This window comes from Phormidesmis sp. 146-20, assembly GCF_052939475.1.
The window spans coordinates 23,208-49,959 of sequence record NZ_JBJPHT010000045.1; the positions used below are offsets into that span (position 1 = coordinate 23,208).

Annotated in this window: 23 protein-coding genes, 1 tRNA gene and 1 pseudogene; 9 read left to right on the top strand and 16 right to left on the bottom strand. The window is 45.3% G+C overall.

Annotated elements, in window-relative coordinates; all coding sequences use genetic code 11:
- Nucleotides 1-105 precede the first annotated feature (105 nt).
- A complete protein-coding gene (locus ACKFKH_RS25760) occupies nt 106-501 on the bottom strand; it encodes a PIN domain-containing protein (protein ID WP_446861203.1) in 396 nt (131 codons plus the stop codon).
- Nucleotides 498-743 (bottom strand): type II toxin-antitoxin system Phd/YefM family antitoxin, encoded by a 246-nt coding sequence (locus ACKFKH_RS25765; protein ID WP_446861204.1) that lies wholly within the window; start codon nt 741-743, stop codon nt 498-500. Before ACKFKH_RS25765 ends, ACKFKH_RS25760 begins: the two co-directional genes overlap by 4 nt.
- 102 nt (nt 744-845) lie before the next feature.
- Between ACKFKH_RS25765 and ACKFKH_RS25770 the strand changes: the two genes are divergently transcribed.
- The 6 genes from ACKFKH_RS25770 (at nt 846) to dndE (ending at nt 6,684) form a co-directional block, all read left to right on the top strand.
- Complete coding sequence (locus ACKFKH_RS25770) at nt 846-1,199, top strand: hypothetical protein (RefSeq protein ID WP_446861205.1); 354 nt, start codon at nt 846-848, stop codon at nt 1,197-1,199.
- Nucleotides 1,200-1,317: 118 nt separating this feature from the next.
- On the top strand, nt 1,318-2,394 hold the full coding sequence (gene dndB, locus ACKFKH_RS25775; protein WP_446861206.1) for a DNA sulfur modification protein DndB: 1,077 nt from the start codon (nt 1,318-1,320) through the stop codon (nt 2,392-2,394).
- A 46-nt stretch (nt 2,395-2,440) separates the two neighbouring features.
- The gene (locus ACKFKH_RS25780; protein WP_446861207.1) at nt 2,441-2,725 is read left to right on the top strand and encodes a hypothetical protein; all 285 of its coding nucleotides are present in this window, start codon (nt 2,441-2,443) and stop codon (nt 2,723-2,725) included.
- A gap of 43 nt (nt 2,726-2,768) precedes the next feature.
- A complete protein-coding gene (gene dndC, locus ACKFKH_RS25785) occupies nt 2,769-4,331 on the top strand; it encodes a DNA phosphorothioation system sulfurtransferase DndC (RefSeq protein ID WP_446861208.1) in 1,563 nt (520 codons plus the stop codon).
- Complete coding sequence (dndD, locus tag ACKFKH_RS25790) at nt 4,328-6,289, top strand: DNA sulfur modification protein DndD (protein ID WP_446861209.1); 1,962 nt, start codon at nt 4,328-4,330, stop codon at nt 6,287-6,289. The genes dndC and dndD overlap by 4 nt, the downstream gene beginning before the upstream one ends.
- A 5-nt stretch (nt 6,290-6,294) precedes the next feature.
- Entirely contained in the window at nt 6,295-6,684 is a 390-nt protein-coding gene (dndE, locus tag ACKFKH_RS25795) for a DNA sulfur modification protein DndE (protein ID WP_446861210.1), read from the top strand.
- Between the two features lie 42 nt (nt 6,685-6,726).
- Here the strand turns inward: dndE and ACKFKH_RS25800 are convergent, their stop codons facing one another.
- The 4 genes from ACKFKH_RS25800 to ACKFKH_RS25815 form a co-directional block, all read right to left on the bottom strand.
- Complete coding sequence (locus ACKFKH_RS25800) at nt 6,727-7,698, bottom strand: O-methyltransferase (protein ID WP_446861211.1); 972 nt, start codon at nt 7,696-7,698, stop codon at nt 6,727-6,729.
- 5 nt (nt 7,699-7,703) lie between these two features.
- Nucleotides 7,704-9,035 (bottom strand): ATP-binding protein, encoded by a 1,332-nt coding sequence (locus ACKFKH_RS25805; protein ID WP_446861212.1) that lies wholly within the window; start codon nt 9,033-9,035, stop codon nt 7,704-7,706.
- A gap of 81 nt (nt 9,036-9,116) precedes the next feature.
- Complete coding sequence (locus ACKFKH_RS25810; RefSeq protein WP_446861213.1) at nt 9,117-9,359, bottom strand: winged helix-turn-helix domain-containing protein; 243 nt, start codon at nt 9,357-9,359, stop codon at nt 9,117-9,119.
- 17 nt (nt 9,360-9,376) lie between these two features.
- Nucleotides 9,377-10,597 (bottom strand): phosphoadenosine phosphosulfate reductase domain-containing protein, encoded by a 1,221-nt coding sequence (locus tag ACKFKH_RS25815; RefSeq protein WP_446861214.1) that lies wholly within the window; start codon nt 10,595-10,597, stop codon nt 9,377-9,379.
- Nucleotides 10,598-10,796: 199 nt separating this feature from the next.
- Between ACKFKH_RS25815 and ACKFKH_RS25820 the strand changes: the two genes are divergently transcribed.
- Nucleotides 10,797-12,914, top strand: coding sequence for a DNA phosphorothioation-associated putative methyltransferase (locus ACKFKH_RS25820; protein WP_446861215.1), 2,118 nt, complete (start codon nt 10,797-10,799; stop codon nt 12,912-12,914).
- A 63-nt stretch (nt 12,915-12,977) separates the two neighbouring features.
- On the opposite strand, the gene ACKFKH_RS25825 is transcribed toward ACKFKH_RS25820, so the two are convergent.
- The 7 genes from ACKFKH_RS25825 to ACKFKH_RS25855 form a co-directional block, all read right to left on the bottom strand.
- Nucleotides 12,978-15,653 (bottom strand): type I restriction enzyme HsdR N-terminal domain-containing protein, encoded by a 2,676-nt coding sequence (locus ACKFKH_RS25825; RefSeq protein ID WP_446861216.1) that lies wholly within the window; start codon nt 15,651-15,653, stop codon nt 12,978-12,980.
- 34 nt (nt 15,654-15,687) lie between these two features.
- Entirely contained in the window at nt 15,688-16,263 is a 576-nt protein-coding gene (locus ACKFKH_RS25830; RefSeq protein WP_446861217.1) for a hypothetical protein, read from the bottom strand.
- A 102-nt stretch (nt 16,264-16,365) separates the two neighbouring features.
- Nucleotides 16,366-17,157, bottom strand: a complete 792-nt coding sequence (locus ACKFKH_RS25835; protein ID WP_446861218.1) for a DNA-binding protein — start codon at nt 17,155-17,157, stop codon at nt 16,366-16,368.
- A gap of 197 nt (nt 17,158-17,354) precedes the next feature.
- Nucleotides 17,355-18,575, bottom strand: coding sequence for an Arm DNA-binding domain-containing protein (locus tag ACKFKH_RS25840; protein WP_446861219.1), 1,221 nt, complete (start codon nt 18,573-18,575; stop codon nt 17,355-17,357).
- 190 nt (nt 18,576-18,765) lie between these two features.
- Nucleotides 18,766-18,852, bottom strand: a tRNA-Ser gene (locus ACKFKH_RS25845).
- Nucleotides 18,853-19,135: 283 nt separating this feature from the next.
- Nucleotides 19,136-21,271, bottom strand: coding sequence for a glycine--tRNA ligase subunit beta (gene glyS, locus ACKFKH_RS25850; RefSeq protein ID WP_446861220.1), 2,136 nt, complete (start codon nt 21,269-21,271; stop codon nt 19,136-19,138).
- A 74-nt stretch (nt 21,272-21,345) separates the two neighbouring features.
- Nucleotides 21,346-21,987 carry a Uma2 family endonuclease gene (locus tag ACKFKH_RS25855; protein WP_446861221.1) on the bottom strand — a complete coding sequence of 214 codons (642 nt, stop codon included), beginning with the start codon at nt 21,985-21,987 and terminating at the stop codon, nt 21,346-21,348.
- A 213-nt stretch (nt 21,988-22,200) separates the two neighbouring features.
- On the opposite strand from ACKFKH_RS25855, the gene ACKFKH_RS25860 reads away from it, so the two are divergent.
- Together ACKFKH_RS25860 and ACKFKH_RS25865 are read left to right on the top strand one after the other, a co-directional pair.
- Nucleotides 22,201-25,242 carry a type ISP restriction/modification enzyme gene (locus ACKFKH_RS25860; RefSeq protein WP_446861222.1) on the top strand — a complete coding sequence of 1,014 codons (3,042 nt, stop codon included), beginning with the start codon at nt 22,201-22,203 and terminating at the stop codon, nt 25,240-25,242.
- A 69-nt stretch (nt 25,243-25,311) separates the two neighbouring features.
- Nucleotides 25,312-25,932, top strand: coding sequence for an FMN-dependent NADH-azoreductase (locus ACKFKH_RS25865; protein WP_446861223.1), 621 nt, complete (start codon nt 25,312-25,314; stop codon nt 25,930-25,932).
- Nucleotides 25,933-25,966: 34 nt separating this feature from the next.
- On the opposite strand, the gene ACKFKH_RS25870 is transcribed toward ACKFKH_RS25865, so the two are convergent.
- The 3 genes and pseudogenes from ACKFKH_RS25870 to ACKFKH_RS25880 form a co-directional block, all read right to left on the bottom strand.
- Nucleotides 25,967-26,212 (bottom strand): hypothetical protein, encoded by a 246-nt coding sequence (locus ACKFKH_RS25870; RefSeq protein ID WP_446861224.1) that lies wholly within the window; start codon nt 26,210-26,212, stop codon nt 25,967-25,969.
- A complete protein-coding gene (locus ACKFKH_RS25875) occupies nt 26,185-26,511 on the bottom strand; it encodes a hypothetical protein (RefSeq protein WP_446861225.1) in 327 nt (108 codons plus the stop codon). Before ACKFKH_RS25875 ends, ACKFKH_RS25870 begins: the two co-directional genes overlap by 28 nt.
- Before the next feature lie 60 nt (nt 26,512-26,571).
- Nucleotides 26,572-26,752: pseudogene (locus ACKFKH_RS25880) on the bottom strand (hypothetical protein); the annotation flags it as partial.

Consider the following 26,752-nt stretch of genomic DNA (forward strand, 5'->3'; position numbering starts at 1 on the left):
TTTTAACATTTACCTCTAGTTCTACAGAGAAAAAACGAAATTTCTGGAAACTTTAGAGATCGTTTTTATACCTCAAATCATAGAGAAACCCAACATAGCCACAACTTAATTAAATGAGTTCAATAGAGCGATGCCACAGTCTTCAAAATCTTTGGCATTGCGAGTTACAAGAGTTAGATTATGAGCCTCAGCCGTTGCTGCGATTAGTATATCAGCCTGCGATCTCGGCTTTCCCTGTAACCGTAGCCTCCCTCTCAGTTCACCTGCTCGTCTCGCAATCTCAGGTGTAATTTGCAACACATTACAGAAGTCCTTCAGAAATTGCTCAAACCACCTCTCAATCCGAGCATTCGGTTTAGCAGTCAATCCAAAAATAATTTCTTCCAGAGTCACTACACTAATCGTAATGTCAGCCTGTGCATCTGCCCATCGCGTAACGCCCGCGTTTGGTTGAGGACGGCTCAACTCACTGATGATGTTGGTATCACATAAAAAACTCATGCTAGATCATCGACAAAACTGTTTGAGCGATCGTTGCGGGGAGGAATCTCTAGGGCATAGTCTTCCTCCTGACAAATCCGGCGCAATTGCTTAAAGGCATCGGATAAATCAGAGCGATGAATTGGTTTTATTTCTGCGATCGCTTTTCCTGCCGCAACCACAACAAAACTTTCACCTGCCTCCACTCGGCGTAAATACATTGGGAGATCTTCAGACATTTCCTCGATCGTGATTTCGACCATACTGCTCTCCTTCACCGTGGATTATCAGCGATCGTACCCCAAATCTTCCAGCCATTAAGACATGAGAGACTTTGTTAGGGTCAAGTTCAATATAGAACTCAAATGACGAAGCAACAGATCGTAACCAAACTTAAGAAAGCCTTATTACAAGGCGGCAAGATGGCGTATGCTATCTACGAACACGAATTAGAAGAACACATTGACTACTGGTACGAAGGGTTGCAAACCGATCAAGATGAATTTGTCTTTGTCGTTACCGAAAATTCAGGAGATGTCGCGATGTTGCTGATCATGCCTGACAAGACCGTTTACGTTAATGAGGCTGCTAGAAACCGCCTCAAGCAAATCTGGGCAGGCGAGGTGTTCGAGTCCAACATGAAGCGCCTTATTCCAATCATGGCAAGAGATTTAGCAAACGATATTATCTCTGTCACTGGCTTCAAGACCGCCTATTAAGCTCTTACTTCACGGCGCAGGTAGCTAATACTAAACAAAACGTTAACTGTATGCGATTTTTTACATACTGTATGTCGATTTAGTGATACATTACATGGGAAAGTCTCAGACCTGTTCTATGGCTCTCCCATTTGAGTACACTTTTCCAGCCATTCGAGGCATCCAAGCGGGGCGTGAGTATTACGTTTCGATGTGTCCGGTGCGCTTGATCCCAAAGCTGTTTTCGTTCGATGACGAAGAAATTCCGCCCGAAATGAGGGCGCAACGGATTCTTAACCGAAGCCGTGTGCCTGAAATTGCTCGTTACGTTGTAGATAATCCAACGGGCTACGTGTTCTCAGCCATCACTGTTTCGATCAATGCCGATATCGCCTTTGAAGCCGTTGGTTCGGAAGACATTGGCAATCTAAAAGTTCCGATGGATGCTCGGTTTGTCATTAATGACGGACAGCATCGCCGTGCCGCATTTGAGCAGGCATTGAAAGAGAATCCTGACCTTGGAGATGAGACGATCGCAGTTGTCTTTTTCTTAGACATTGGGCTGAAGAGATCGCAGCAGATGTTCACTGATTTGAATCGGTACGCGGTTCATCCTGATCCCTCGCTCAATATTCTTTATGACAGCCGCGATCGCAAATCTATTCTTTCCAAATCAGTCGTCAAAGAAGTCAAGATTTTCGACAAACTCACAGACATGGAGCGCAGTAATCTTCCGGTTCGTTCGAGTAAGCTTTTCACCCTCAGCAGCATCTACGGTGCAACTCACGCACTTTTGGTTAATCACCGAGATGCAGAACTGGAGAAACAGATTGAAATTGGGGTGAACTTTTGGAGGGCGGTCAGCGAGAACATCCTCGACTGGCAACAGGTGTTTGACAAAAAGGTTAGCCCTGGTGAGATTCGGCGGGAATATGTTCACAGTCATGCGGTCACTTTGGCGGGGATCGGTAGTGCAGGTGCGATTTTGCTATCGATTTATCCTGATGACTGGGAACGCCATTTGAAAGTGTTTCGGAAGATTGACTGGTCGCGATCGAATCCAGATTGGGAGGGTCGGATCATGTATGGCGGTCGGCTCTCCAAATCGAGAACCTGTGTCAGCTTTATGACGGCATATCTGAAACAGGCAATGAAGCTGCCGTTGACGACTGAGGAAGACCGCTTAGAGAAAGCCTATACCTTAGCAGGAAGGTAGGGTGTTGATGCTTGAATTTCAGACTGTTTCTCAAGGTAATAAAACGATGGAAAGTTTAAGAGGATTTGAAGTTACCAGTCCCAGTGAAGAAAAAGTGCAATTGTTTCTAGAGCGGATTGACGCAGTAGACACTTCGATAGAGTGGGGATGGAATACGGCTGTGATTGGGCACGAAGATGATCCCGATGAGTTTCAGGGCTTTGGCTACACCAGTCGTTCACCAGAGGAGCTTAATCAGGTTGCGACTCTTCTAGACGTGAATTTAGTTTATATCGATGAGCCTCTAGAAGCGGAAACGGCTCGAATACTTGGGCTACAAGAAGCAGGGTAATCTGCTCTAGAAGATCGACTGATTCGTATTGAGGGTAGGTGTGATGACTGAAACAGGAAAATTAGAATCTCAACGCTCTGTCCCTGAATTGGTTGAAGAGTTGAAAGCTCTGACGATCGAAATTCAAGAACTGTACTGTCAAGACCAATTACCCTGGATCGTTGGCTATTCTGGCGGCAAAGATTCGACAGCGGTGCTTCAGTTGGTGTGGACTGCGATCGCGGATCTTCCACCAGAGAAACGCACTAAAACCATTCACGTCATCACGACAGACACAATGGTTGAGAATCCTGTGGTGTCTGCTTGGGTTGATAAATCGCTCACGGTGATGGGAGTCGTTGCGAAAGAAAAGAATTTACCGATCGAGCCAATTCTGCTCAAGCCTGCGGTCAAAGACACCTTTTGGGTCAACCTCATTGGTAAAGGCTACCCAGCCCCACGCCAAGGCTTTCGCTGGTGTACCGAACGGCTTAAAATCAAACCTTCAGATAACTATATTCGTGAAAAGATTCGTGAAAGCGGCGAAGTCATCCTAGTTCTCGGAACGCGCAAGGCTGAGAGTTCATCACGGGCAGCGTTGATGGAAAAACACCGAAACTGGCGAGTCTTTTCCCATCTCAACTACAATCCTAGTCGCCCCAACTCTTTGATCTACACTCCGATCGAGGATTGGCGAACCGATGAAGTGTGGCTGTATCTGATGCAATGGCAAAATCCGTGGGGCAACAACAACAAAGACTTATTCAAAATGTATCGAGGCGCAACGGCAGATAACGAATGTCCCTTAGTCGTTGATACTTCTACTCCAAGCTGCGGTAGTTCTCGATTCGGGTGCTGGGTCTGTACTCTCGTTTCTGCTGACAAATCAATGGAAGCAATGATCCAGAACGATGAGGAGAAAGAGTGGATGCAGCCGCTGCTCGATTTGCGAAATGAATTAGACGTAGAAGATGACCTCGATCGCCGAGATTTTCGCAGACGGCAAGGACAGATTCAACTCTATGAACGCAATGTAGACGGTTCTGATGCCAAAGAGATTGTGAACATTCCCGGTCCTTATACCAAGCAATGGCGGGAAGAGTGGCTGCGCCGAGTGCTACAGACTCAGAAGGAAGCGCGGCAGAATGCGCCTACTGAGATGAAAAACATCGAATTGATTGCGATCGAAGAACTCAGCGAAATCCGCCGCATTTGGCTCGAAGAATTCCACGAATTTGATGATACTTTGCCTGGGATCTACGAAGCGGTCACAGGTAAGGAATTCGATGATCCGCGTCCCAACGCAGGCAATGACCAACTTGGGATCGACGAGTGGAGCATCTTGGAGGAAATCTGTGATGATCCGATGCACTTTGAGCTAATGACTCGGCTGTTAAGCACTGAGCGTAAGTTTCAAACGATGTCTCGACGGGTCGGCATCATTGATGCGTTAGAAAAGCATTTTGAAACGAGTTCGCGCCCCAGAGAAGATGCGATCGACAATGCTCATCTCAACTGGAACATCAAGAAAGCTGCAAAAGACGGCGATATCGAAGCCGTGAAGCAGCTTACCAATCCGCCAACGTCCTCATGGGCAGATCTCAAATTTAAGGTACAGCCCGAATGATTTTCCAAGAGTTGATTTTAGAGAATTTTGGTCCTTACAAAGGGCGACAGGTCTTTAATCTGCGTCCTGGGAAAGAACAACAAACGATCGTATTGTTTGGCGGAATGAATGGCGGCGGCAAAACGACGCTCATGGATGCGATTCGCCTTGCGCTGTATGGGCATCGCGCTCCTTGTTCTACTCGCGGCAGTTTTAGCTATGCGGAATTTCTCAAGCAGTGCATCAATCGGCAAGCGCAGGATGCCTCGATCGAACTTGCATTCCAGCAAACCTTAAACAACGAATCACAGCCTACAGAGTTTAGAATTTATCGGTTTTGGACAGAGCTAGTGAGCAATCGAGATACGCTGAGAATTATGACCAACGGTGAAGCTTCTCCTGACCTTGTGCAGAAATGGGATGAGCGTATCGAAGATCTGTTACCCCTGGGAATTTCTCAGTTGTTTCTGTTTGATGGTGAACAGGTTGGCGAATTAGCAGAACAGGAAACCCCACCACCATCTGTCAAGAATGCAATGCGATCGCTACTCGGACTAGAACTTCCCGATCGTCTCTCTACCGATCTAGATGTTCTTGCATCCCGCAAGCGCAAAGCTTTGGCGACCCTACAAGAACAGCAAAAAATTGAAGATATTGAGCAACGCTTAGAGAATCAGAAAAAGGAGAAGCAATCGATCAAAAAGAAAGTAACTTCGATTCAAGCCAAGCTAGATCGAGCAGAGAACCTCTTAAAGCAAGCCGAAGATCGGTTCTTGTCGGAAGGAGGCAAGATTGCAGGAGAACGAACCCAAAAAGAAGCCCAACTGCAACAGTTCAAACAGGAGGCGGAAGCTCATCGCGCAGTTCTGCGAGAGATTGCTGCCGGAGCTTTGCCGTTAGCGATGATTCAGCCTTTACTCCAACAAGCTCAAGTTCAAGCACAACACGAAGTTCGACATCAGCAGTTCGAGGTTGCCAAAGAATTACTACAAGAACGCAGTCAGCGCTTATTAGAGTTTGTTGAAAAGCTGGACTTGAAGGCAAAGCAAGTTAAGCAGCTTCAAACATTTCTAGCTGAGGAAGAGAACGCGATCGCGCATTCTCCTGAAGGCATTTGGTTAGGGGCTGATATTGATACCCTAAATCAGATCAAAAATATACTAGAACAGGTTTTGCCGCATCAATTCCAAATCGTTCAAGAACGCCTGAAGCAACTGCAAACCTGCCAGGAAAACGTTGAAACTATTGAACGATATCTCGCCACAGCAGCTTCTCCAGAGACTTTTGACAAATTAACACAGCAAGTTCGACAAGCTCAGGCGGATGTTGCTCATCTCAAAGCCGATCGCGAACACAGTCAGCGGCTATTAGACCAAGCAGGACAGACAATTGAGCGTACCAAACAAGAACTACTGGAGTATGGGAAGCTAGCGATCGATCAAAAAAATGACGAGCATATTCTCGGCGCGATCGGTAAAGTACAAGACACGCTCACAACCTTTAAGCAAAAACTGAAGCTCCGTAAGCTCAACCAGCTTGAAACCCTGGTCACAGAATGCTTTCTCTATTTGCTGCATAAATCCAATCTGGTGTATCGCGTTCAGATTGACACGGAGACTTTCAGCCTTTCTCTGTTTGATTACGAAGGGTTGCCCGTTCCCAAGCATCGGCTCTCGGCGGGCGAAAAACAGTTGTTGGCAATCTCCCTGCTGTGGGGATTAGCCCGTGCTTCTGGTCGGCAGTTGCCTGTCGCGATCGACACACCCCTTGGGCGGTTGGATTCGTCTCATCGAAATAATCTTGTCGATCGTTATTTTGCCCAAGCCAGCCATCAGGTGCTTTTACTCTCCACCGATACGGAAATCGGCAAAGCCGAGGTCAAACGGTTGCGGGAAAATCGTGTGGTTTCTCGTGAATATTTGCTTAAATACGATCGTACTCAGCATCAAACTCAAGTCAAACCCGGATACTTTTGGTGAAATCTATGGAACCTCCTGTCGATCGCGTCCGCATTTCCCAATCTGCTAAGGATCAACTAATAAAGCTCAAGCGCATTACCAAAATTGACCAGTGGAACATTCTTTGTCGCTGGGCATTCTGTCGTTCTCTAGCTGAACCTACTTCACCTTCACCTGTAGCAATTCCTGCTGATAGCAATGTGGAGATGACGTGGCAGGTATTTGGGGGCGAGATCGGAAGTTTGCTAATAGTTGCTCTCAAGCAGCGTTGTAGCAATGACGGACTGGGTGATAATTCTGAAATTCTTGCAACTCAGTTTCGGTTGCATCTACATAGGGGCATTGGATATTTAGCTGCTGACTCAGGACTAAAAAGTATAGAGCAGCTTTATCTTCTAACGTCCACAATCTACTAAAGCAAAAACACTAAAGGGCATCTCGAAATCATCTTTCAGTTTTCACATAAACATTTCTACAAAGGAGGGAAAGTATTTGTAAAGTTCCGCATAGCATTTAACATCTTTGAGTGGAATACAAATCCGCTTCAAAGTATCGCAATCGCTTGTGGGCATTTGACCGTCTAAATATTGAATTTCCTTAATTGTAAGATTTGGTACTTTTATTTCATAAGGTTCATCTAGCTTTGCTGCATTGAAATGCTTATCAAATTTACATTGGTCGGCTATGTTAGAATAGTCCTGCTCAAAAATAAGCCATCCAACTGTCAACATACGAGAGCCGTCGGCATAACGGAAATTGAAAACTTGCTTGTAGTTAAGCTTTTCCTTTGCTGAGCGTGCTGAATTAGCGTTGGTGATGCTCTGGTTTAATTGATTGTCAATTATTCTCTTGTATAAATTTCCGAGTTTTTTACCAGTTAAATCAGTTGATTGCAAGTTGATAGGAATTTTTTCGTTGGGAATCCTTTCCCGCAGCTTACCCTCTCTAAACTCATTCAGCTTTTCTCTTGGCAGATCCTCGTCTGAAGGTTGCTCTGGTTGTGCGCTAACTGTGACAATTAAGATACTTCCAGACATCAATTTACTTGCAAGGAGATCGATATCATCCAGAATCTTTACTTCTAGTGAGTCATCATAATCAAGCCACACAATAGATCTCTTATTCCATTCAAGGGCGGGTAAAATTTCACAGGAATCTCCGTACTTGATCTCAATACATCCGAAAGGCTTGTTGTACTCGAAGCGCTCTTTGGCGTGTCTATCTTTTTCAATGCTGACCATATCCTCAATATGTAGAGACTTATGAAAAAGAATAAAGTCGCTGAAGTAGGTTGAACCAAAGCCCACATATCTGTAAGTTGAGAGTTCTCCAAAAGGACTTAAACAACGAAGGGAGTCACAGATGATTTTTCTTTCGACCGCTTTTGCAGGACGAAGACGATAATTGATTTTTGAATAGCTACCAGGCATCATCCTTATCCTTCATTCATCAGATAGTAATCAAAAGTTTTCTCACCAACTTCCTTGTTGGATGAAGCATTTAATAGCTCTTTAATCAGAGCAATTTCTTCAACTGGCTTACTATAGTTTATGGTTCCACGTTTCTCACTAGGTGGTATCGTTGACTGCTCAGGTATTTCAAAGGAAGTGCTTGCGCTCACTTCAAGTACAGAACAGATTGAAGTTTGAGTGTATGCTTGTTCAAGTAGACTTTCAGGTATCTCACCACGCTCTACACGGCTCTTTTCCTCTGCCATTCTTCTTAGGAAAGTAATGACAGGCGCTGTCAATCGATTTATTTCTTGTTTTATTGACTTATAAATAGGTGAGTCATAGTCTATTCCTGTCTTTGTTGTGGTCCAAGGCAGGTAAGCAGCATCATCCGACTCAAAAAAAGCATAACCTCGAAAGAATGCAAAATCAGGATGGTATTTTGGAAAGCCTGTTTTCGTTCCCCATCCTGTTATTTCAGTTTGGTCAGCTTCAAGAACCATACGCTCATTGCAAAAGATGTACCACCCACCTTTATCTAAACTTCTGTCTGCAACACCTGCATACAATTTGACTCGCACTGGAGTATCAATTTCACGGCTGCCAAAATATCTATATTCTTTTTCAAATTTCGCAACTTTAATCTTGTCTGAGATATGAAAATTAAGAGAGGTTGGAGAAATTTCTTCCCCATTGATACTTATAGTTAACCCTTTCCTTATCTTTAATGAGTATGCAATTGTTATTTCTTGCTTTAATTGCGCTATAAAGTTTTCCAAGCTTAAATCCTCAGATACACTCTCATGCAATTCTTCAATTAATATTCGAGTTCCAATGTTTTCGGTTATGTACTGACCATTTTCTTGAACTTTCTGAAATTCAAACGTCCATTCACTTTTCTTCTTCCACTCTTCTACGTCTGCCGAAACTGAGAACGTTGAATTGGGCGTAGCTGACTCGACTGTAAATTTTCTTCCTATTTTGAAGAAGGCTCGCTTCATTCCAATTCCAAATCTTCCAATTGATTTTGGTGTTGCCTCTGCGTCATTTGCTCTACCAAATTTGAAGGCATATTCTTCTGCTTCTTTTACTGTTATGCCTCCACAGTTGTCTTCAATTTGAAATGAGTCTTCACTAGCTGAAATTCTTATCCAAAGCCCTTCATAGTCCTCATTACTCTGCAAGCGAGTTGCACCATCCACAGAGTTGTCTACTAGATCGACAATTGCGCGAATAAGCGGAATGTCTCGAACCAGCATATATATGAACAACTCTTTAGTTGGCTCGGCATTGATTACCCTCGGACTATTACTCATTTGAGTTCACTTCTTGATAAATACGAATTTTGTAGCATGATCACCTGATCACTGTTTCAATAATTTAGTTTCCTTACCCTCTCACTTTATGGCATATTTTCCGTCTGATAGCTTCTCGAAAAACTTCTCAGTTACTGAATTTCGTCGATTTATCCCCTCACAGCGCCGCTCGATCGCTCCACGCACCATCGCTTTTGGGTCTTTTGTATTGAAGCTGTACAGTTCCTTTTTCAGAATGGCTTCAGTAATCTCGACTGCCGTCATCGGCTGTTTTTCTGCCTTCAAAACCTCGATCGCTGCCTGAGCAATAGTTTTCTTCTCCATACCCTCTCCTCACCCATTCAAATCTCATCAAATAATAGCGGCTGGATGCTGCCATCGGGCAGAATCTCAGGAAGCCATTCGTCGCCCCGATGCTCAGTTCCGTCCCAGCGATCAGGAAATGTATTCGCCGCAACTAATTCTTCAATTCGAGCCAGTTCCTCATCGTTGATCAGGCTGATTTCTGGCTTATTCAGTGATCGCGCCACCACGTTCACCTCTTCCTGAATCGCCAACACCTGTTCCAGCATCCAGCGACGCGCTTCTAGATGGAGCGGACCTAAGCGATTTCTGCCAATGTACTTTGTTGCGGACTTCCGTTCTTCTCCGTGCTTTCGTAAGCGATGCTGAGGCTTTCGGATTTCCCAATACAGCGGTCTAAGCCTTTGTAGGGGCGCGAGATATCCCCATTCTGGTTGAGCAATCAGGCGATCAAGTGCCGCATCATGTTGAACCAGGGGACAACCAATACATCCAGTTCTGGCATTCATCGGCTCTTCGCCATCGCTGACATCCTGCCCATAAATTTTGGCAATCTCAAACGTTGGGAATCCAAGCTCTAGATCCGCGTTGAGTAACCAGTCCCAAACGTGACAGACTCGCCAATGAACGATCGGAGCCAATGTATCCGCGATCGCGTTAGAAGAAGAGTGCTGAAACCAGCCTTGTCCACACTCGCCACCATCTTTCGTACAACTCACCGCAATGCGTTGATCCCGCGCAGCACTTTCCCCAATTCTCACGCCCGTCAGCATCAGAAACTTCTCACCCCGTTCCTGGCGCAAAGCCTCTAATTCTCGCTCCATGCTCATCACTTTCAGCTTCGGTGTACACCAGCGAAACGTATTAGAAGGCGGCGGCACACCCCGACCCAAGATGTAGACAAAATAGCGGTGGTCTAATTCAGGCAAGACAACGCGGGTTTGAAAGCCATCTTTACCCAAGATGGGTTCAAGGCGATCGCGCAATGCTTCTAGAATAGCGATCGCGGAAGTGTGCAGCGGCGGCAACTCTTGACGAGTATCTGCGTAAAGAACGGTCAGACTTTCGGGGCTAGGAACTTGCCCAGTTTCAATTAAATGAGAAACCAGCGTCACCGTTGCCGCAGAATCTTTTCCACCAGAGAACGCGATCGCCCAATGTTTGTAGAAAGAACCGTAATGACGCAGCGATTCTGCCGATAACTCAATGCTTTTCGGCAATGTGAGACGCTCTTCCTCAAACAAACTTAAGGTTCTCATCGTTCTCTCGTCCTCCCAGTGGCTTCTAACGATAACAGAACTTTGGCACTTCACTCTAGATGTAGCGTAAAAGAATTGAAAGCGTCATCTTATACGCTAGACAATGCTTTGAAATCAGTTTTAGTATAGTCGTACTGAATTTCGCTGCGCTTAAATTAGCGAATATCCTAGTGCTAAGTCGAGCGACTAGGTAAGCTTTATGGACAGCGTAGAGTTGGCAACGTGCGCTTCAAAATCCATTGATGAGAAATTGGCTGAAGGTGTGGAACGCTGTGATGTCTCAGAGATATCTGCCTTAGCAGATCGCGCTCCTATCGGCAAACGTCTCCTCGGAGCCTTTTACGTCCATATTTCCGCTCTGACGATCCTTGAACCACTATTACAAAACTACGAACAGTTAGCCCGAAATTATCTCCAACAACCGATCACCCCTACGCTAATTAAGTTCAGCACCAACCAGCCTAAAATCTCCTATCTCTTTTATCCAAACTTTGACACTGACTCACATCCGGCACTCCAGCGCAGTATCCAAGTTGATCTTAAGACAGGAGAAATCGGCGATCGCGATTATCGAGACACTGATAATCCATTTGTTCTGCACCGTAAAGAAACCTTCGTTACTCCAGACTATCCCCACTACGCAGAATTCGCAGAACTGACTCAACAGCAAGACGCTTTAGGACTGCTGGCAAACTCTCGCGATATCGGAACACGATTCGGCTGGCAACAGAGGTTACGATCGCATCACATTGAGGTGCATGAGCATCGGTTGGCTTGCCCAATCCACGCACCGCGCACCGCACCTAAGATCGATCGCCACAAAGCAGCGTTGGTTCGGACTACTCTTTCTAAACCTGTGCGTTCAGCGTTGGAGGCAGGATTATTCACACCAGAAACTACGTTTTTTGATTACGGCTGTGGTCATGGTGGAGACATTCAACACATCCTAGAGCAAGGCTTTTCGGCTTCTGGCTGGGACCCTTATTATCGACCGGATACATCTTGTATCTCTGCGGATGTCGTCAACTTGGGATACATCATAAACGTGATCGAAAATCCTACTGAACGACGAGAGGCAATGATTCAAGCGTGGGCACTGACTCAAAAAGTGTTAATTGTCGCGGCACAGGTTTTGATCGAGGATCGCATTCGCGGCACCGTCATTTATGGTGATGGAGTCATTACGCGCCGCAACACCTTTCAGAAGAATTATGAGCAAGAAGAACTGAAAGTCTACATCGACCAGGTTTTAGGGGTGGATTCGATTCCGGTAGCACTGGGCATCTATTTTGTATTTCGAGATGAGGCGCAAGCGCAAAGCTTCCGGGCTTCTCGATTCCGATCTCGCACCACTACGCCCAGAGTCAAAACGAGTGTTCGCCGCTTTGAGGAATATAAGGAATTGCTGGCTCCACTGATGGCATTTGTCAGCGATCGTGGACGTTTGCCCCTAGCTGATGAAGTTCAAGACTTCACAACCTTACAAACAGAATTCGGTTCGCTTCGCAAGGCATTCCAGGTTGTCCTGCAAGCAACCAACGCTCAAGAGTGGGATGCGATCGCAGACAAACGCCGCCAAGATCTACTGGTCTATCTTGCCCTTAGCCATTTCAGCCGTCGTCCCAAGCTGCGCGAGTTCACTTCAATAGTTCAGAATGACATCAAATCTCTATTTGGTGGCTATCAACAAGCTTGTGCGGCAGCAGATTTGATGCTGTTGAGTTTGGGCAACTTGGAAATTATTAGCGCCCGATGTCAGTCAAGTCCGATTGGCAAGAAGTTGTCGAATTCGCTTTGGGTGCATGTATCTGCGATCGAAGCCCTCGATCCGCTCTTACGACTTTATGAAGGTTGCGCCTCTCGCACGATCGGTCGTCCTGAAGAGGCAAATGTCATCAAGTTCCACTGCCGCAAGCCGAAAATCTCTTATCTGTTCTATCCGGACTTCGATGCTGAACCCCATCCAGCACTTCAGACCAGTATGCAGGTTGATTTGCGAGATTTGCACGTCAGCTATCGGGACTATGACCCAAACGATAATCCGCCTGTGCTGCATCAGAAAGATTTGCTCGTCATGCCGGACTACCCGCTCTACGAGAAGTTTGCCAAGCTGAGTCGGCAGGAGGAAGATTGGGGACTGTTCGACGATTGGGAGAAGATTCGCGATCGACGAGGTTGGCTTAAATGCCTCGAAGACCATTGCGCTGAATTGAAAGGATATCGAGTGGTGTGGCGAAAAGATGCTGATCCATATCGGGTGAAATTAGCGCGCTCAGAAATGCGTAAGCGGCAAAAGAGCTATTTGCAATCTGACTAAAATTGGAACTAATCTAGAAGTGGAAATTCTGATTCAATTGGAACCTATGTGGTTGTGCTGACGCTAATTATCAAAATCCGGTTCGATGTCCTGTATGGCTTGATAGCACCTGTCGATCATCAGAGAGTACTCAGGATCAGGGATAAAGCAATCCAAAGGCAGGGTTAACTCAAGACACTGAGCAAAATTACTTTTTGCATTTCGACGTGATTTCTCTACTTCTTCGTGAATAATTTCTAGAAACTCAAAGAGTCTTTCAGCACAGCCTCTACCCGAATAAGAAACAACGATATCTCTACAAAGCCGATGTAAATCTACGTACTTCTTGAATAGTTCGATCGGAGAATCCGACAAAGCCTGCACTGCTCCTGGACAGCCTAGCGCTCCACCAAGGTAGATTTCATACAAAGACCTGGTTGCCAAATCGATAGCCTCAATATAATCGTCAAGAGCATTTATAGTTCTTACCTCCATTACAGTAGAAATATTACTAAGTAGAGTACGAGGAGCAGTGTGACCAAGCGCTTTCGCAGCACCTTGCCGGATAGCTGCGTTCTGATGCAACATTAATTGCATTAAAATAGCTGAAATGTTTGATTCACCATGATCGTCAATACACAGTTCAAAGTTATAGTTCTCAAAAGAATCAGTAATAATTTTGAATGTCTCAAGCACAACCTGACCAGCACCGCTACGCCCAAACGAAAACTCTTCGTTGGTTTCCAATAGCCCAGCAATTAGTTCTTCCAAGCTTTTATCATCTTCAACCTCAAAAAGAAGTGAGGTAAGTTTGTCTTTATCTTTTAGCGCTTCTGCAATTAACTTAGCAGCCTGAATTTTAACGAATATATCAGAATCAGCAATGAATTGCTCAATTGTCTGCTTAAGCCAATTTGCATTTGCATCATCAAAACTAATTGGGTTTTGACGTACAGATGACGATATTACTCTCCTCACAACTGGTTCTAGTTGAATTGATAGTTTAGCAACTGCCTGTAAATGGCAGAAATGCCTGGGCTGCTTGAGAAACCATCTTAATGCTTCTAGTCCAACTCCTGTGGAAGTTGTTTTAGAAAGCTCCGAACATATCTTGTCAGGCTCTGCTAAGAGAGCTTCTGTCCAATTGCGTAATAGATAAGCAACTAAGAAATCTCGTTCGCGCCCATAGTAGAAATCTAGAGATGATAGATTTCGGGCGCTAAACACTTTCGATAGTAGTGCCGCTTCAAATAAACCAGTTGGCACATCATTTGTAGCTGGTAATGCCCACAATTCTCTCGCTTTTTCTTGACTAACAGGAGCATCCTTGGCAAACATTTCTCTGACTAAGCTGATTAAAAGAGCAACAACAACATCTTGATTCATTTGCCTTACTCGTTCAGCTTTTAGATAAATTATTTTTTCTAAAAGTTCAGGCTCATCTATTACCTCCGGCAAATTCTTATTTCTGAAGATTTCCATGCCAATTCGTAAAATGAATGGATTAGCAATCTTCAAGTGTGTTGGTGGAACTTGCACATTGTAGACGCGAGCATACACCTCGTAAGCTCTCTGAAATTCTATAATGCTGTACTTCTGAATTTCAACAGTGCTGAAATTTTCATTTAGTTTTTCAGGTGCTATCTCAAAAAGCGGAATTGCTGATTTTTCAATAGAAGCTGCTTCTGCAATGTAAGAGGGGTTTCCCACATCGTCTAGTAACAATCGATTCGCAGATGTATTGGTCAAGCTAATGACAATTTGAATCTCATCACAAGCCAGTCTCTCACTCCCTTTATCAATTGCACGAGCTAATTCTTGACTAGCCTCATTCCATCCATCAATAAAAATAATTAGTCTCTGTCCAACTCGTTGAATGATTCGAGTTAATCGATGGATGATCTGATGCGCTGCACTATTATCGTGAATAATCCACTCGAAGTCTTCGCGAATCTCTTCTAGTAAACCTTGTTGTATTCCGATAGCCGGATAAAACAAGCAAGGAATTCCACTCTCAAGCTTTTCTTCCACCGTATGACAGACAAAATTTGTCTTCCCCACTTGGGGTTCACCTGCCAAAACTACAACTCTCCGCTTTTCGCGATCAATGCGCTTAGCAAAATCTTGTTTAGCTTGATTCCGTTCAATGTAGAGCGCAGGAATATACTTTTTCCCGCCGTACGGATCATCATCCCGCAGAGGACGCATCCGATGGTCAACTTGACGGCGGCAAAACTCAATTAAATTGTTTGGGGATAACGAAACAAAGGTTTCCAGTGCTTCTGAACGTAAAGCAATGTCGTCAGTAGTGACACGAAATCCATTTTGGACGTAGGGATGGCTTGTAGGAACTTGAATATCGTTGATTAGTTCGCCTGAGATGCTGTCATAAATTCGAGTTTCATTACCATTAGTCAACACGACAAAAGGTGCAATACCTCCCACACGCAGTAAACGTGCGTAGGATATTCCTTGTTCCTTTGCGCTTTCATCTAACGGTTCGCCTGGGGCTTTCACTTCAACAACGAGTAGATTTCTACCATCACAGCTTCGCACTACAACATCTGCTCTTGGGCGAAACACAGGTGAACGGACAGGTTCATTAGAACCGACCCGCAGAATTCCTCTTCCTAAACGAATCTCGAAAGAAAACTCAACTGAAATGCTTTCCGCTGTAAACCCATGATCTGCCAACCAAACGGCTACGACTCTGGTTCTAACATCTTCTTCAGATAACAATGGCTGCTCTGGTGTCTGCATTTTCGATTCAGAACATCAAGTAGGATTGGCTACCTCAATTATACTGATCTGGTAGTTTGATGAGGTCTGGCATTCCCTTCTTTGTCGGCATTCCCTCTGGCGTGAATGCCCAAATTTCCTGCTTGTGTTGCATTCCGTAACTGATGTGAATTGGTCGATCGCTTCCATAAAAATACAGTGAATCAAACGGCAATCGCTGCTCTAAAATCCACTCCACCAAGCGATCGCTCTCCAAATCCACAATCCGAAAATCGCAGGCAGCCCCTAAGCGATCGCAGTAGTACTTCCCATTCCGATTCACCTCATGCGCCATGTGCTGATCTCGGCTAGGGTCAACCCGTCCATTCTTCATCCCTGTCTCCAGGTCTTTCTGGCTTAGAAAGCGCTTCATGTCTTTCGAGCAGAAGCCGTAGGTAAGCTGGAACCGCTCCTTGCCAAAATGATCGATGATCGGGTCAAGCAAATGCTGACAGAGCGCTTGCAATGCTGGAATCGTTTCCTCTACGTTTTGCGGATAGGGGTTAATGTAATCTGCAAATTTCCGGTAAGTCTGAGTGCAGGTGCAGAATTCTTCTAAATTTAGATATCGACTCAGTAAGTTGTTCTGCATTCTCACAACCTCGATTCAAATATGGACTGAACGATCGCGTGATTGTTGTTCTTTACATTGATCTCGTATCCACTAAATCATTTACTCCACCAAGCCCTGAGGCTATACGATTTCCACAGCATTAGTTTTTGCGCCAAGCGTTTTAATCTCACCTTGAGATAAAGATTGATAGAGCAAACTAGAAAAGGGCTGAAAACCCTCTGTCCACGTCGCTACCAAATGGCATAGGAGACGAAACTGGAGCGGTGTCGGAGGCAAATTTACTCGTTCCACAGTCACGCTGACTTGCTGAGGAAAGCAACAAATTAGCTCAAAGAAATTCTGAGATAGATAGTGGGGACAACAGCCAACGAAATTTCGATCCTCGGTCTGTAGGCTCAGCGATCGCGCTCGACGAGGTTCCTGCGAGTCAACTTGATTCTCAATATTCTGAGTAATCAATAGCGGTGTTTGAGACTGAAGATATTGAATTTGTTGCTTCGCTTCTGAACAGTTACGCAACCCCTGTGCAAAAAAGTGAACGTGATAGTTTCCCTGCGAATCGCGTTCGAGATTAGGAAAAACCTCAAAGCTGTCAGTTTTACGTTTACCGCCGCTCCGCGCAAGCAACGAGATTGGGTCGTGTTGATGTTGAGGAAGGTTGAGCCATCGCACAAAGTCCTCGTAGTCAGGACGTAGCAAACGATTGGCAAACAGCGGGAAAAGTTCAGTAGAACTATAGGGTTGGTAAAAATTGGGGAATGACCAGATCGGCTGAAAGCCTGCTTGATTCTGGGCTTCAATTGCTCCCTGAAGATAGCTGAAGTGATATAGCCCATCTACACGGGTGAGCTTTCCTACAGGGAACCAAGTTCGGGATTTGAAGTCCTGCCAAGCTAAAAATAAAGTATTCACCTCAATCACTGAAAATCAGTTCCTCATTAAAATAGCGTTGCTTCGCTCTATTAGTATCATTTTCAATACAATTTGCTGCTGGAAAACTCAGGAGATTTAGCAAGTGAGGCTTTTAGAAAACTGCATCAGGAAGTCTTTTGCTGATCATCGTTTTGCGCTTCTGACGTGCTATTTCTGCTGACATTCAAGCGATTGCATTAGATTTCAGCCGCACCAAGATGAGACAAATCGCCCATGTAGTGCTTCTCAATCACGTTAGCTCGGTTTCCGACCCATCTTGCGATCGTCGTCGGACTCTTCCCCGCTTCGATCTGCAACGTGATGAAGGTATGGCGAGTCTGATACTGAGGGCGGTAGTGGTCAATCTTCCCCTCCTTTGCTAACTTTGTCACAATGCCATCGAACCGTTTGCCATGATTCTTGCAACCTTTCCAGACATTGGCGTTGAACGAATGAGAGTTGATCAACTTCCCAGTGACAGAAGTAAAGACTGGAGATTCCGGATCGCAGTCAGCAGGCTTGATACTTTGCAACAGTTCGATCAGCTTGGGTAGAGAAAACAGTGGAAATTTTCTTGCTCTCTTGGTCTTCGTGCATTTCCGAATGCCTTTGGAGGAAACATTCACTACGGCTTCTGAAAAGATGATGTGCTGGAAATCAGGAGTGGTATGTTTCCATTGCAAGCCCACCGCTTCAGAAGTTCTTGCACCTGTCCAAAATAGGAATTTGACAAACGGCGCGTAGTACTTGAAGTGCGGATGGTTCTCGAAGGCAGCAATCACGGTTTCCATCTCTTCTTTTGAGAAGCTGTCGATATCTTTTAGCTGCTCAGTGTCGCTGTGTCTGAAATCCTCCCGCATTTCGGCAAAGGGATTTTCAGGAATCAGTTTGCTTCTCAATGCCCATTTGCAGCAAGCGTTGAATTGCACCCAGATTCGGTGGGCAGTGTACCCTGAATTGTTTTCAAGCAGATGATCTCGGATCGCGATCGCATCCTCTAACTCAACGGTCGGCAACTTCTGAATATGACCCGTCACTCTCGCATAATTGAGCTTCATCGTTGTTTCGCTGACTTTCTTCGATCGCACTTCCTTGTACCGCTCCCACAGTTGAGCAAGATCAAGCTCTGGCTTTGCCTTCGGTTTCACCGCTTCAACAACCGTGAGAGTCGGTGCTTTTGGCTTGCCATACTTTTCCAGCGTGTAATCGAATCGTTCCAGCGCGATGTCAGACTCGATCAGTTTTGCTTTTGCCTCAGCCATCCTGCGATTTACATCCGTATCAGATAGCCCCAGCGTCAGATATTTCTGTTTGCCTCCAAACAATTGCCGAGGAAGCCGCAACCTTAAACGACCTTGAAAGACCTCGACACTCACAGACCCTTTGAAAGATTTGCCTGAATTAGCTTGGCTGTACATAATAATTATCCCAATGAAGAATACGAACGTACTCACCCTTGTTCAGACAATTATCACGTCCAAATTTCATAGTCAAACCATAGTCAAAAGGTGTCTAAAGATGTCCAAAATCACCCAACTGATCGCCCAAAAAGAAACCCCCGAAACTTCGGGGGTTCTCTGAAAGCCTTGATATATCGGCGCTTTAGAACGGAGAGAGAGGGATTCGAACCCTCGGATAAGTTACCCCATCACAGCATTTCCAGTGCTGCGCCTTCAACCACTCGGCCATCTCTCCATTGGGTCTGTACCGTTCTGCTTTTTAGCTTTCACAGTCACAGATTTATAATACTAGCAGAATTAGACCACACTGAAAAGTTTTTTGGAGATCTTATACAGGAATAGGGAGTGCCATTTAGGGAAGGACAGAGAAAAACATATCCAAGTGGGCGGTCTCCTGCTGCAAGGCTTCCGACAATGCCTGTCCAACTTTTTCAAACTAGGACTACCAGATTGGAATAAGCTGCAACCCTCGTGTCGCACTCAGTAGAACGTAGACATGGTTTAGTGGCATTCGTAGGTTAGCTTTTGACGATCGCCCCAAAGTCTGCCAACATTCGCGCATGGTTTCGTAAAATGCCCAGTAGATTTAAGCGATTTTGTTTGATTGCAGGGTCAGAATCCATCACCAAAACGCTGTCTGCACCATCAAAAAAGTTGCTCACGGTTGGGGCAATTTTGCTCAGAGATTCGACCAGTTGGGGGTAGTTGGTTTGTGATTGCAGTTGTCCCAATGCGTCGTAGAAGGCTTGCTCTGAGGATTTTTGAAATAGTTTGGGATCGACGGTGGACAGATCGAGCGATCGCGTATCCAAATCACCTTGAGCAGCCAGCCGAGAAGCCCGATTCACCGTCTCATAAATGGTTGCGAGTCTACCGTCGTTGCGAATGGTTTGGAGAAAATGGGAACGATCGCGCACATCCAATAGATTTGACAACGCTCGTTCTGCATAGTCAGGATCATTTTCACCAATGACCGCGTTTATGAGATCGTAATCAATATTTCGATCTTCTCGCAATAGGGTGTGAATGCGTTGGAGAAAGAAATCTTTTAGCTGCTGTAATAGATCTGAGGATGAGAGCTTGATCACTTGGGCGTAATCAGCCGCAAAGCTAGAAACAATCTGTTGAAGAAGCTGGTGCAGATTTAAATTTAAGTCAGATGACCAGGTAATGTTAACAATCGCATTCGCCGCACGACGCAGCGCAAACGGATCAGAAGACCCAGTAGGAATCAAGCCCAATCCAAAAATGCTGACTAACGTATCGAGTCGATCGCTCAATCCCACAACTTGACCCGCCAGCGTTTGAGGCAGACTGTCTCCGGCACCTTTGGGTAAATAATGCTCAACAATAGCAGTCGCCACGGCTTCAGATTCTTGGCTCGTCAGCGCATATTTCTGCCCCATGACCCCTTGCAGTTCTGGAAATTCGCCCACCATTTGCGTGACGAGATCGGCTTTGCATAGGAGAGCGGCCCGTTGAATAGCGGCTTGATCATTGCCTGTAATATGCAGTTGAGTTGAGATCAGATCTGCGATCGCCACAATGCGATCGACCTTAGCCCGCACCGATCCTAAGTCTTGTTGAAAGGTGACGGTTTCTAATTTAGGTAAGTAGCTTTCGAGTGAATGGGCGCGATCGGCCTCAAAGAAAAACTTGCCATCAGACAGTCTTGCTCGAATGACTCGCTCATTTCCGGCAGCGATGATGTCAGACTTTGCAGGGTCGCCATTGGAAGTCGTGATGAAATAAGGCAATAGTTCGTTAGAATTCTCACGTTTGAGAACGGGGAAGTAGCGCTGATGGCTCTCCATTTCGGTAATGATCACTTCTGACGGCAATTCCAAAAAGGCTGCATCAAACTTGCCCACGACAGCCGAGGGATACTCGACTAAATTCGTGACTTCTCGAAGCAAATGGGGCGCGATCGTGGCGATTCCTCCAATGTCCTGGGCTGCTTGCTCAACCTGTGTTTGAATCGTGGCTTGTCGCTGCTCAATATCAACTTCCACAGACGCAGACCGTAATACCGAAACATAAGAGTCTGCATTGGGAATGGAAACGCTATCAGGATGTAAAACGCGATGACCAAAGGAGGTGCGATCGCTCTCAAAATGGATCGAATGGCTCACAATTGAAATCGGCAACACTGCATCATCTAACAAAGCAACGAGCCAGCGAATCGGACGCGAAAAGCGAATGTCACCGTCACCCCAACGCATCAGCCGCTTACCTTCTAGCTCCATAATCCACTTCGGAACTAGCTCAGTCAGAATCTCGGCAACAGGGCGACCGTTGATCACTTTGCGGATAAAGACAAAATCGCCTTTTTCGGTGGGGCGAATCTCAAATGACTCGACGGTTACGCCTTGCTTTTGGGCAAATCCTGTGGCGGCTTTGGTAGGTTGTCCGTCTTTGAAGGCAGCTTGCGCGGGTGGCCCCTTGATTTCCTCAATCTGGTCAGGCTGCTGAAGCGGTAGATTTTTGATCAAGACTGCCAATCGGCGCGGCGTGCCATAGTACTCGATGGCTTCTGGAGTCAAAGACTGCTCAGTGAGGCTTTTGGGAATGCGCGATCGCCATTGATCCAGCGCTTCATCTACAAAGCTTGCGGGTAATTCTTCGGTGCCAACTTCCAACAAAAACGATGCCATGATTTTGGGTGCCCAGGGGCAAAATTGCCATAGTCAATCTCATCAGTTTACCGTGTCAGGAGGATGTGGGGCCTTCAGGCGCGAAACTGTTCCATGAGCCATGCGCCTACTTGGGATTGATCGGTTTCTCGACTGCGACGCAGCGCTGCTTCTAACGTTGAAATGGCTAACCCTGGTAGAGCTTTTGAGTAATCAATGCGGTGGCTGCCGCGATCGCTCATTTCATAAGCCAAAATCTGCATGTTTTGCACATCCACCACCCAGTATTCCATAACGCCCATTTCTTCGTAGAGCGATCGCTTGGTGCCCTGATCATCTAATAGTGAAGTGACGGCAATTTCGATCGCTAAGTCAGGTGCAGCATATTTGTTGAGATCGACAATCATCGTGCCCCAGGGAATTAGTTTTGCCCGATCGCCCAGGTAGTAAGAAACATCAGGCTGACATTCTCGAACCCCTGATTTTCGATAGCTACAGTTGTCTTTTGCGTTGAGCGGGATGCCTTTTAGAATGCCAAACAAGTTGATGGCAAAAATAATTAGTGCATGATCGCTGGAGTGATCAGAACCTACGCTTTGAATTTCTACTCTCGCATGTCCTTTGTGGTAGTAGGCTTTGCCTTTTTCGTGAGCGGGGTCTTCGACAAATTGCAGAAATTCGTCCCAGGGGACAGCGACCCAGGTATCAGAGAGCAGTCTAGTTTGAACGTTACTCATGGCGCGATTTGTGGATGAGGGCAACCCCTTGCGGGTATTTCTAAGCGATCGTTCTTTGTCTCAGCATAACCGCTGAGGATCATCTAGCTCCTATCAAGGCTTGATTAAGCAGGAGTGATTTGTGATGGAGATCACGTAAAAAGTCATTGGACATTACGGTATCAATCGTAACTTCTAGGGAAATATAACCGGGCACCCATAAGACTTCATGAAATGTCAAAACTCCTGGTTAGTCAATATCACGCAGAACTCGATCGCATTATTCAGTACGGAGGCTCAAAGAACGAAACAAGTATCAGAAATGCGTTTGAGCGGTTGTTGAATGAGTATTGTAAGCCGCGTGATTTTTTACTGATTCCGGAGTTGGAATACAAGACAAGACAGGGCAAAGTGGTCTACCCCGATGGGACAGTGAAAGATGCGCTGCGTCTCGATTGGGGCTATTGGGAGAGTAAAGATCAGGATGATTGTCTCGATCGAGAGATTGAGAAGAAGTTTGAGAAGGGATATCCCAATGACAATATCTTGTTTGAGGATTCGCAGACGGCGATTTTGATCCAATCGGGGCATGAGGTTGCGCGGATCTCAATGCGGGATACGGTTGAATTGGATGCGGTGCTGGGGTCGTTTACCAACTATGTGCGCCCGGAGGTAAAGGATTTTCGGGAGGCGGTTCGTACCTTTAAGCAAGACTTGCCGACCATGTTGGAAACCTTGCGATCGATGCTGCAAATGCAGGAGCAGACGAATGTTGCGTTTTGTCAGAGAAGAAATCGATTTTGGGAGGTTTGTAAGGAGTCGATTAATCCTGAAGTGACGCTGTTTGATGTGCAGGAAATGTTAATTCAGCATATTTTGACAGAAGATATTTTTCTCAATATTTTTAATGAGTCACAGTTTCACCGAGAAAATAATATTGCACGAGAGTTACATGAGATTGTTCAGACGTTTTTTACGGGGGCAACTCGTCGAAATACGCTGAGTACGATCGAGCGTTATTACGCGGTGATTCGTCGAACTGCTGCGAACATTTACAATCATCACGAGAAGCAAAAATTTCTCAAAGCGATTTATGAAAATTTCTATAAAGCCTACAACCCAAAGGCGGCTGACAGACTAGGAATTGTCTATACGCCAAATGAAATTGTGCGCTTTATGATCGAGAGTGCTGATTATTTAGTTCACAAACATTTTGGAAAACTTTTGGCTGATCCGGGTGTAGAGATTCTTGATCCGGCAACTGGAACAGGGACGTTTGTAACGGAGTTAATTGAATATTTACCCAAAGACAAGCTAGAGCATAAATATAAGCATGAGATTCACTGTAATGATGTAGGAATTTTGCCTTATTACATTGCCAATCTAAACATTGAATTCACTTATCAACAAAAGATGGGCAAGTATGAAGAGTTTTCTAATATTTGCCTCGTAGACACTTTAGATCACACAACTTTTGAAGGGAAACAAGGTAATCTACTCTCGATGAGCGTTGAGAACACTGAGAGGATTAAGCGCCAGAATGAAAAAACTATCTCTATTGTCATTGGCAATCCTCCTTATAACGCTAATCAAACGAGCGAAAACGATAACAATAAGAATCGCGAATATCTAGAAATTGATAAGTTGATTAAAGCGACTTATATTAAGGAAAGCACGGCTCAGAAAACGAAGCTCTACGATATGTATTCTCGTTTCTTTCGATGGGCAACGAATCGATTAAATGAAAACGGAATCTTGGCATTCATCACAAACTCATCTTTTATATATGCTAGAACTTTTGACGGTTTTAGAAAAGTTGTTTCTGATGAATTTAGCGCAATCTACATAATTGATTTGGGAGGGGATGTTAGAAAAAATCCGAAGCTTTCAGGTACTACTCACAATGTTTTTGGTATTCAGACTGGCGTGGCAATAAGCTTTATGATCAAGAATGTAGGAAAAAGCTCTTCACCATGCCAAATTTTTTATGCGCGTAGACCTGAATTTGAAATGGCAGAAGCCAAGCTAAAATTTCTAAATGAAGCTAAATTCCTCAGCATCTCTTTTGAACATCTTCAGCCAGACGAGAATTTTGATTGGATAAATATCAGCGCGAGTAGTGATGAATTCAAGAGGCTATTACCCGTATTAAGCAAAGAAACAAAACTAACTAAAAGTGTAGAACAAGAGAAAGCTTTGTTTAAGCTTTATACAGGCTGTATAAAATCTAATAGAGATGAATGGGTATACGATCTTCATCAAGAAAAGCTTCTGAGGAAAATTTTGCATTTTGTGAAGGTTTATAACGGAGATGTTGAAAATTATCAGTGTTCCGAACAAAGTCAGAATGTTGACAACGTTGTAGACTACTCAATCAAGTGGAGTAGAGATTTGAAAAAGCATCTCATCTCTGCTAAGAAAGTTGTGTTTCGTAGAGATAAAGTAGTGCAATCGATTTGGCGACCTTTTGTTAAAAAGTACTTTTATAGTGAGCCACTCTTAAGCGATATTTTGACTTCGCATCATCAAGAAATGCACGGTGAGGCATTTGAGCGGGAAAATATTATTATCTGTATCTCAGGAACTTCATTTCAAAAGCAATTTCAAACCTTGGCTGTGAAGTACTCATCGAACTATGATTTCCTTGAGAAAACTCAATGTATTCCTTTGTACCGCTACGACAAAACTGGAAACCGTATCGATAACATCACCGATTGGGGACTACAACAGTTTCAGCAACACTACAACGACACCGCCATTACCAAAGAAAACATCTTCCACTACACCTATGCCGTACTCCATAATCCCGCCTATCGCAGCAAATACGAACTCAACCTCAAACGCGAATTTCCTCGACTGCCCTACTACCCAGACTTCCAACAATGGGTCAACTGGGGCAAACAACTGATGGACTTGCACATCAATTACGAAACCGTCGAACCCTTTGGCTTAAAACTCGTCGAAATCAAAACCACCAAAAACAACCCCAAACCCAAACTCAAAGCCGACCAAACCACAGGCATAATCTACCTCGACGAAACAACCCAACTAGAAGGAGTGCCCCCGATCGCATTCGACTACAAACTTGGCAACCGCTCCGCACTAGAATGGATACTCGACCAACACAAAGAGAAAAAGCCCAAAGACGCAACGATCGCCGCCAAATTCAACACTTACCGATTTGCAGACTACAAAGATCACGCGATCGATCTGCTGCAAAAAGTTTGTACAGTGAGCGTAGAAACCATGAAAATAATCGGACAGATGGGAGATTAAGCAAGAGATCGCTGATTCCCCTCGATCGCAGTACGATACGGTTGGATCTAAACCTCAAAGGACTTATTTATGGCGCACATTCTGCACCTCGACTCCAGCCCACGCTCCGATCGCTCTCACTCTCGCAACCTTGCCCACCACTTTATCACCGCCTGGAAAGAGGCAAACCCTGGTGACAGCTTAACCTATCGGGACTTGGGACATCAGCCCGTCCCCCACGTCGATGAAGCCTGGATTGCTGCTGCCTACACTCCACCCGCCGACCACACCCCAGAACTTGCCAACTCGATCGCCATTTCTGACGAGCTAATTGACGAACTATTGGCAGCCGATCGCTATGTGTTTTCCGTCCCGATGTATAACCTGAGCATTCCTTCCAATTTCAAGGCGTATATTGATCAGATTGTACGCGCGGGCAAGACGTTTGGCGTGTCAGATCAGGGCTATGTACCGCTAGTTCATGGCAAAAAAATGCTGGTGATTACGTCTCGCGGAGCAGACTATCGACCCGGCACACCCTTTGAAGGATATGACTTTCAGGAACCCTACATTCGGGCGATTTTTGGATTTATGGGTATCACCGATATCCAGTTCATTAATGCAAATGGAATTGATATGGGCGATCAGTTGCGCACTCAAGCACTAGAAGAGGCGAAGTCGGAAATCCAAACGACGATCGCGCAGTGGTAGGACAGTCTTAGTTAGTAATGGGTGATCAACCATCTCACAAATGGCCGATTGCCCATTCTCGATGAACAAACACAGTGAATAAGCATGGTTCCGACGACTGTAATCGTTTCACCTTCTGGTGCTGCGAAGTTTTGTACCGACCCAAAATCGACGAGGTAAACCTGACCGGATTACCAGAACGATCGCCCAACAGCACATTACTCGGCTTAATATCCCGATGAATCACGGGAGGCTGATGATGGTGCAGATAGATTAGAGTTTCGGGCAGTGATTTTGCCAATAACCTTGAACCAGCGCAAACCCCTGACCATTTGCAGTATCAATTTCAAACGAATCAACATAGCCAGGAATCGACGGATGAGAGAGCGATCGCAGCGTTTCAGTTTCGCGCTCAAACAGCTTCAAATCGTCCCAGGTAAAATCGCTGCTAAAAGTCAGGCGTTTGACCACGACTAGCTCATTAGTTCGGGAATCTTGCGCCAGTAGAGTCTGCCGCCCTGCTTTTTGGCCGAGTTGTTTTTGAATGTGGTAGCGATCGTGAAGTATTTCTGGCAACGAATCTTTCAGCACGTCTGACATCGCTCGTTCTTTACAAAGATGTGCCGATTCTAGCCTAGCCAGATCGCCAACCACAAAACTTCATCCTCCCAATGACTGAACTTCCTCAACCGATAGCCCTGTCTTTTGACTGATCATCTCAGCATCCAGCACATCCAGTAATTGTCGAGCAATCTCGATCGCTTTCTGTCTGGCTCCCTGTTGCATTCCCTGTTGCATTCCCTGTTGCATTCCCTGTTGCATTCCCTGTTGCATTCCCTGT

Bases quoted from the DNA above. Each gene is read 5' to 3' on its own strand.
- ACKFKH_RS25820 (WP_446861215.1), top strand. From the start codon at position 10,797: ATGGACAGCGTAGAGTTGGCAACGTGCGCTTCAAAATCCATTGATGAG.
- ACKFKH_RS25760 (WP_446861203.1), bottom strand. From the start codon at position 501: ATGAGTTTTTTATGTGATACCAACATCATCAGTGAGTTGAGCCGTCCT.
- ACKFKH_RS25875 (WP_446861225.1), bottom strand. From the start codon at position 26,511: ATGTCAGACGTGCTGAAAGATTCGTTGCCAGAAATACTTCACGATCGC.
- ACKFKH_RS25770 (WP_446861205.1), top strand. From the start codon at position 846: ATGACGAAGCAACAGATCGTAACCAAACTTAAGAAAGCCTTATTACAA.
- ACKFKH_RS25815 (WP_446861214.1), bottom strand. From the start codon at position 10,597: ATGAGAACCTTAAGTTTGTTTGAGGAAGAGCGTCTCACATTGCCGAAA.
- ACKFKH_RS25840 (WP_446861219.1), bottom strand. From the start codon at position 18,575: ATGTACAGCCAAGCTAATTCAGGCAAATCTTTCAAAGGGTCTGTGAGT.
- dndB (WP_446861206.1), top strand. From the start codon at position 1,318: ATGGCTCTCCCATTTGAGTACACTTTTCCAGCCATTCGAGGCATCCAA.
- ACKFKH_RS25780 (WP_446861207.1), top strand. From the start codon at position 2,441: ATGGAAAGTTTAAGAGGATTTGAAGTTACCAGTCCCAGTGAAGAAAAA.
- ACKFKH_RS25810 (WP_446861213.1), bottom strand. From the start codon at position 9,359: ATGGAGAAGAAAACTATTGCTCAGGCAGCGATCGAGGTTTTGAAGGCA.
- ACKFKH_RS25825 (WP_446861216.1), bottom strand. From the start codon at position 15,653: ATGCAGACACCAGAGCAGCCATTGTTATCTGAAGAAGATGTTAGAACC.
- ACKFKH_RS25860 (WP_446861222.1), top strand. From the start codon at position 22,201: ATGTCAAAACTCCTGGTTAGTCAATATCACGCAGAACTCGATCGCATT.
- ACKFKH_RS25800 (WP_446861211.1), bottom strand. From the start codon at position 7,698: ATGCCTGGTAGCTATTCAAAAATCAATTATCGTCTTCGTCCTGCAAAA.
- ACKFKH_RS25855 (WP_446861221.1), bottom strand. From the start codon at position 21,987: ATGAGTAACGTTCAAACTAGACTGCTCTCTGATACCTGGGTCGCTGTC.
- ACKFKH_RS25765 (WP_446861204.1), bottom strand. From the start codon at position 743: ATGGTCGAAATCACGATCGAGGAAATGTCTGAAGATCTCCCAATGTAT.
- ACKFKH_RS25865 (WP_446861223.1), top strand. From the start codon at position 25,312: ATGGCGCACATTCTGCACCTCGACTCCAGCCCACGCTCCGATCGCTCT.
- ACKFKH_RS25805 (WP_446861212.1), bottom strand. From the start codon at position 9,035: ATGAGTAATAGTCCGAGGGTAATCAATGCCGAGCCAACTAAAGAGTTG.
- dndE (WP_446861210.1), top strand. From the start codon at position 6,295: ATGGAACCTCCTGTCGATCGCGTCCGCATTTCCCAATCTGCTAAGGAT.
- ACKFKH_RS25830 (WP_446861217.1), bottom strand. From the start codon at position 16,263: ATGCAGAACAACTTACTGAGTCGATATCTAAATTTAGAAGAATTCTGC.
- dndC (WP_446861208.1), top strand. From the start codon at position 2,769: ATGACTGAAACAGGAAAATTAGAATCTCAACGCTCTGTCCCTGAATTG.
- glyS (WP_446861220.1), bottom strand. From the start codon at position 21,271: ATGGCATCGTTTTTGTTGGAAGTTGGCACCGAAGAATTACCCGCAAGC.
- dndD (WP_446861209.1), top strand. From the start codon at position 4,328: ATGATTTTCCAAGAGTTGATTTTAGAGAATTTTGGTCCTTACAAAGGG.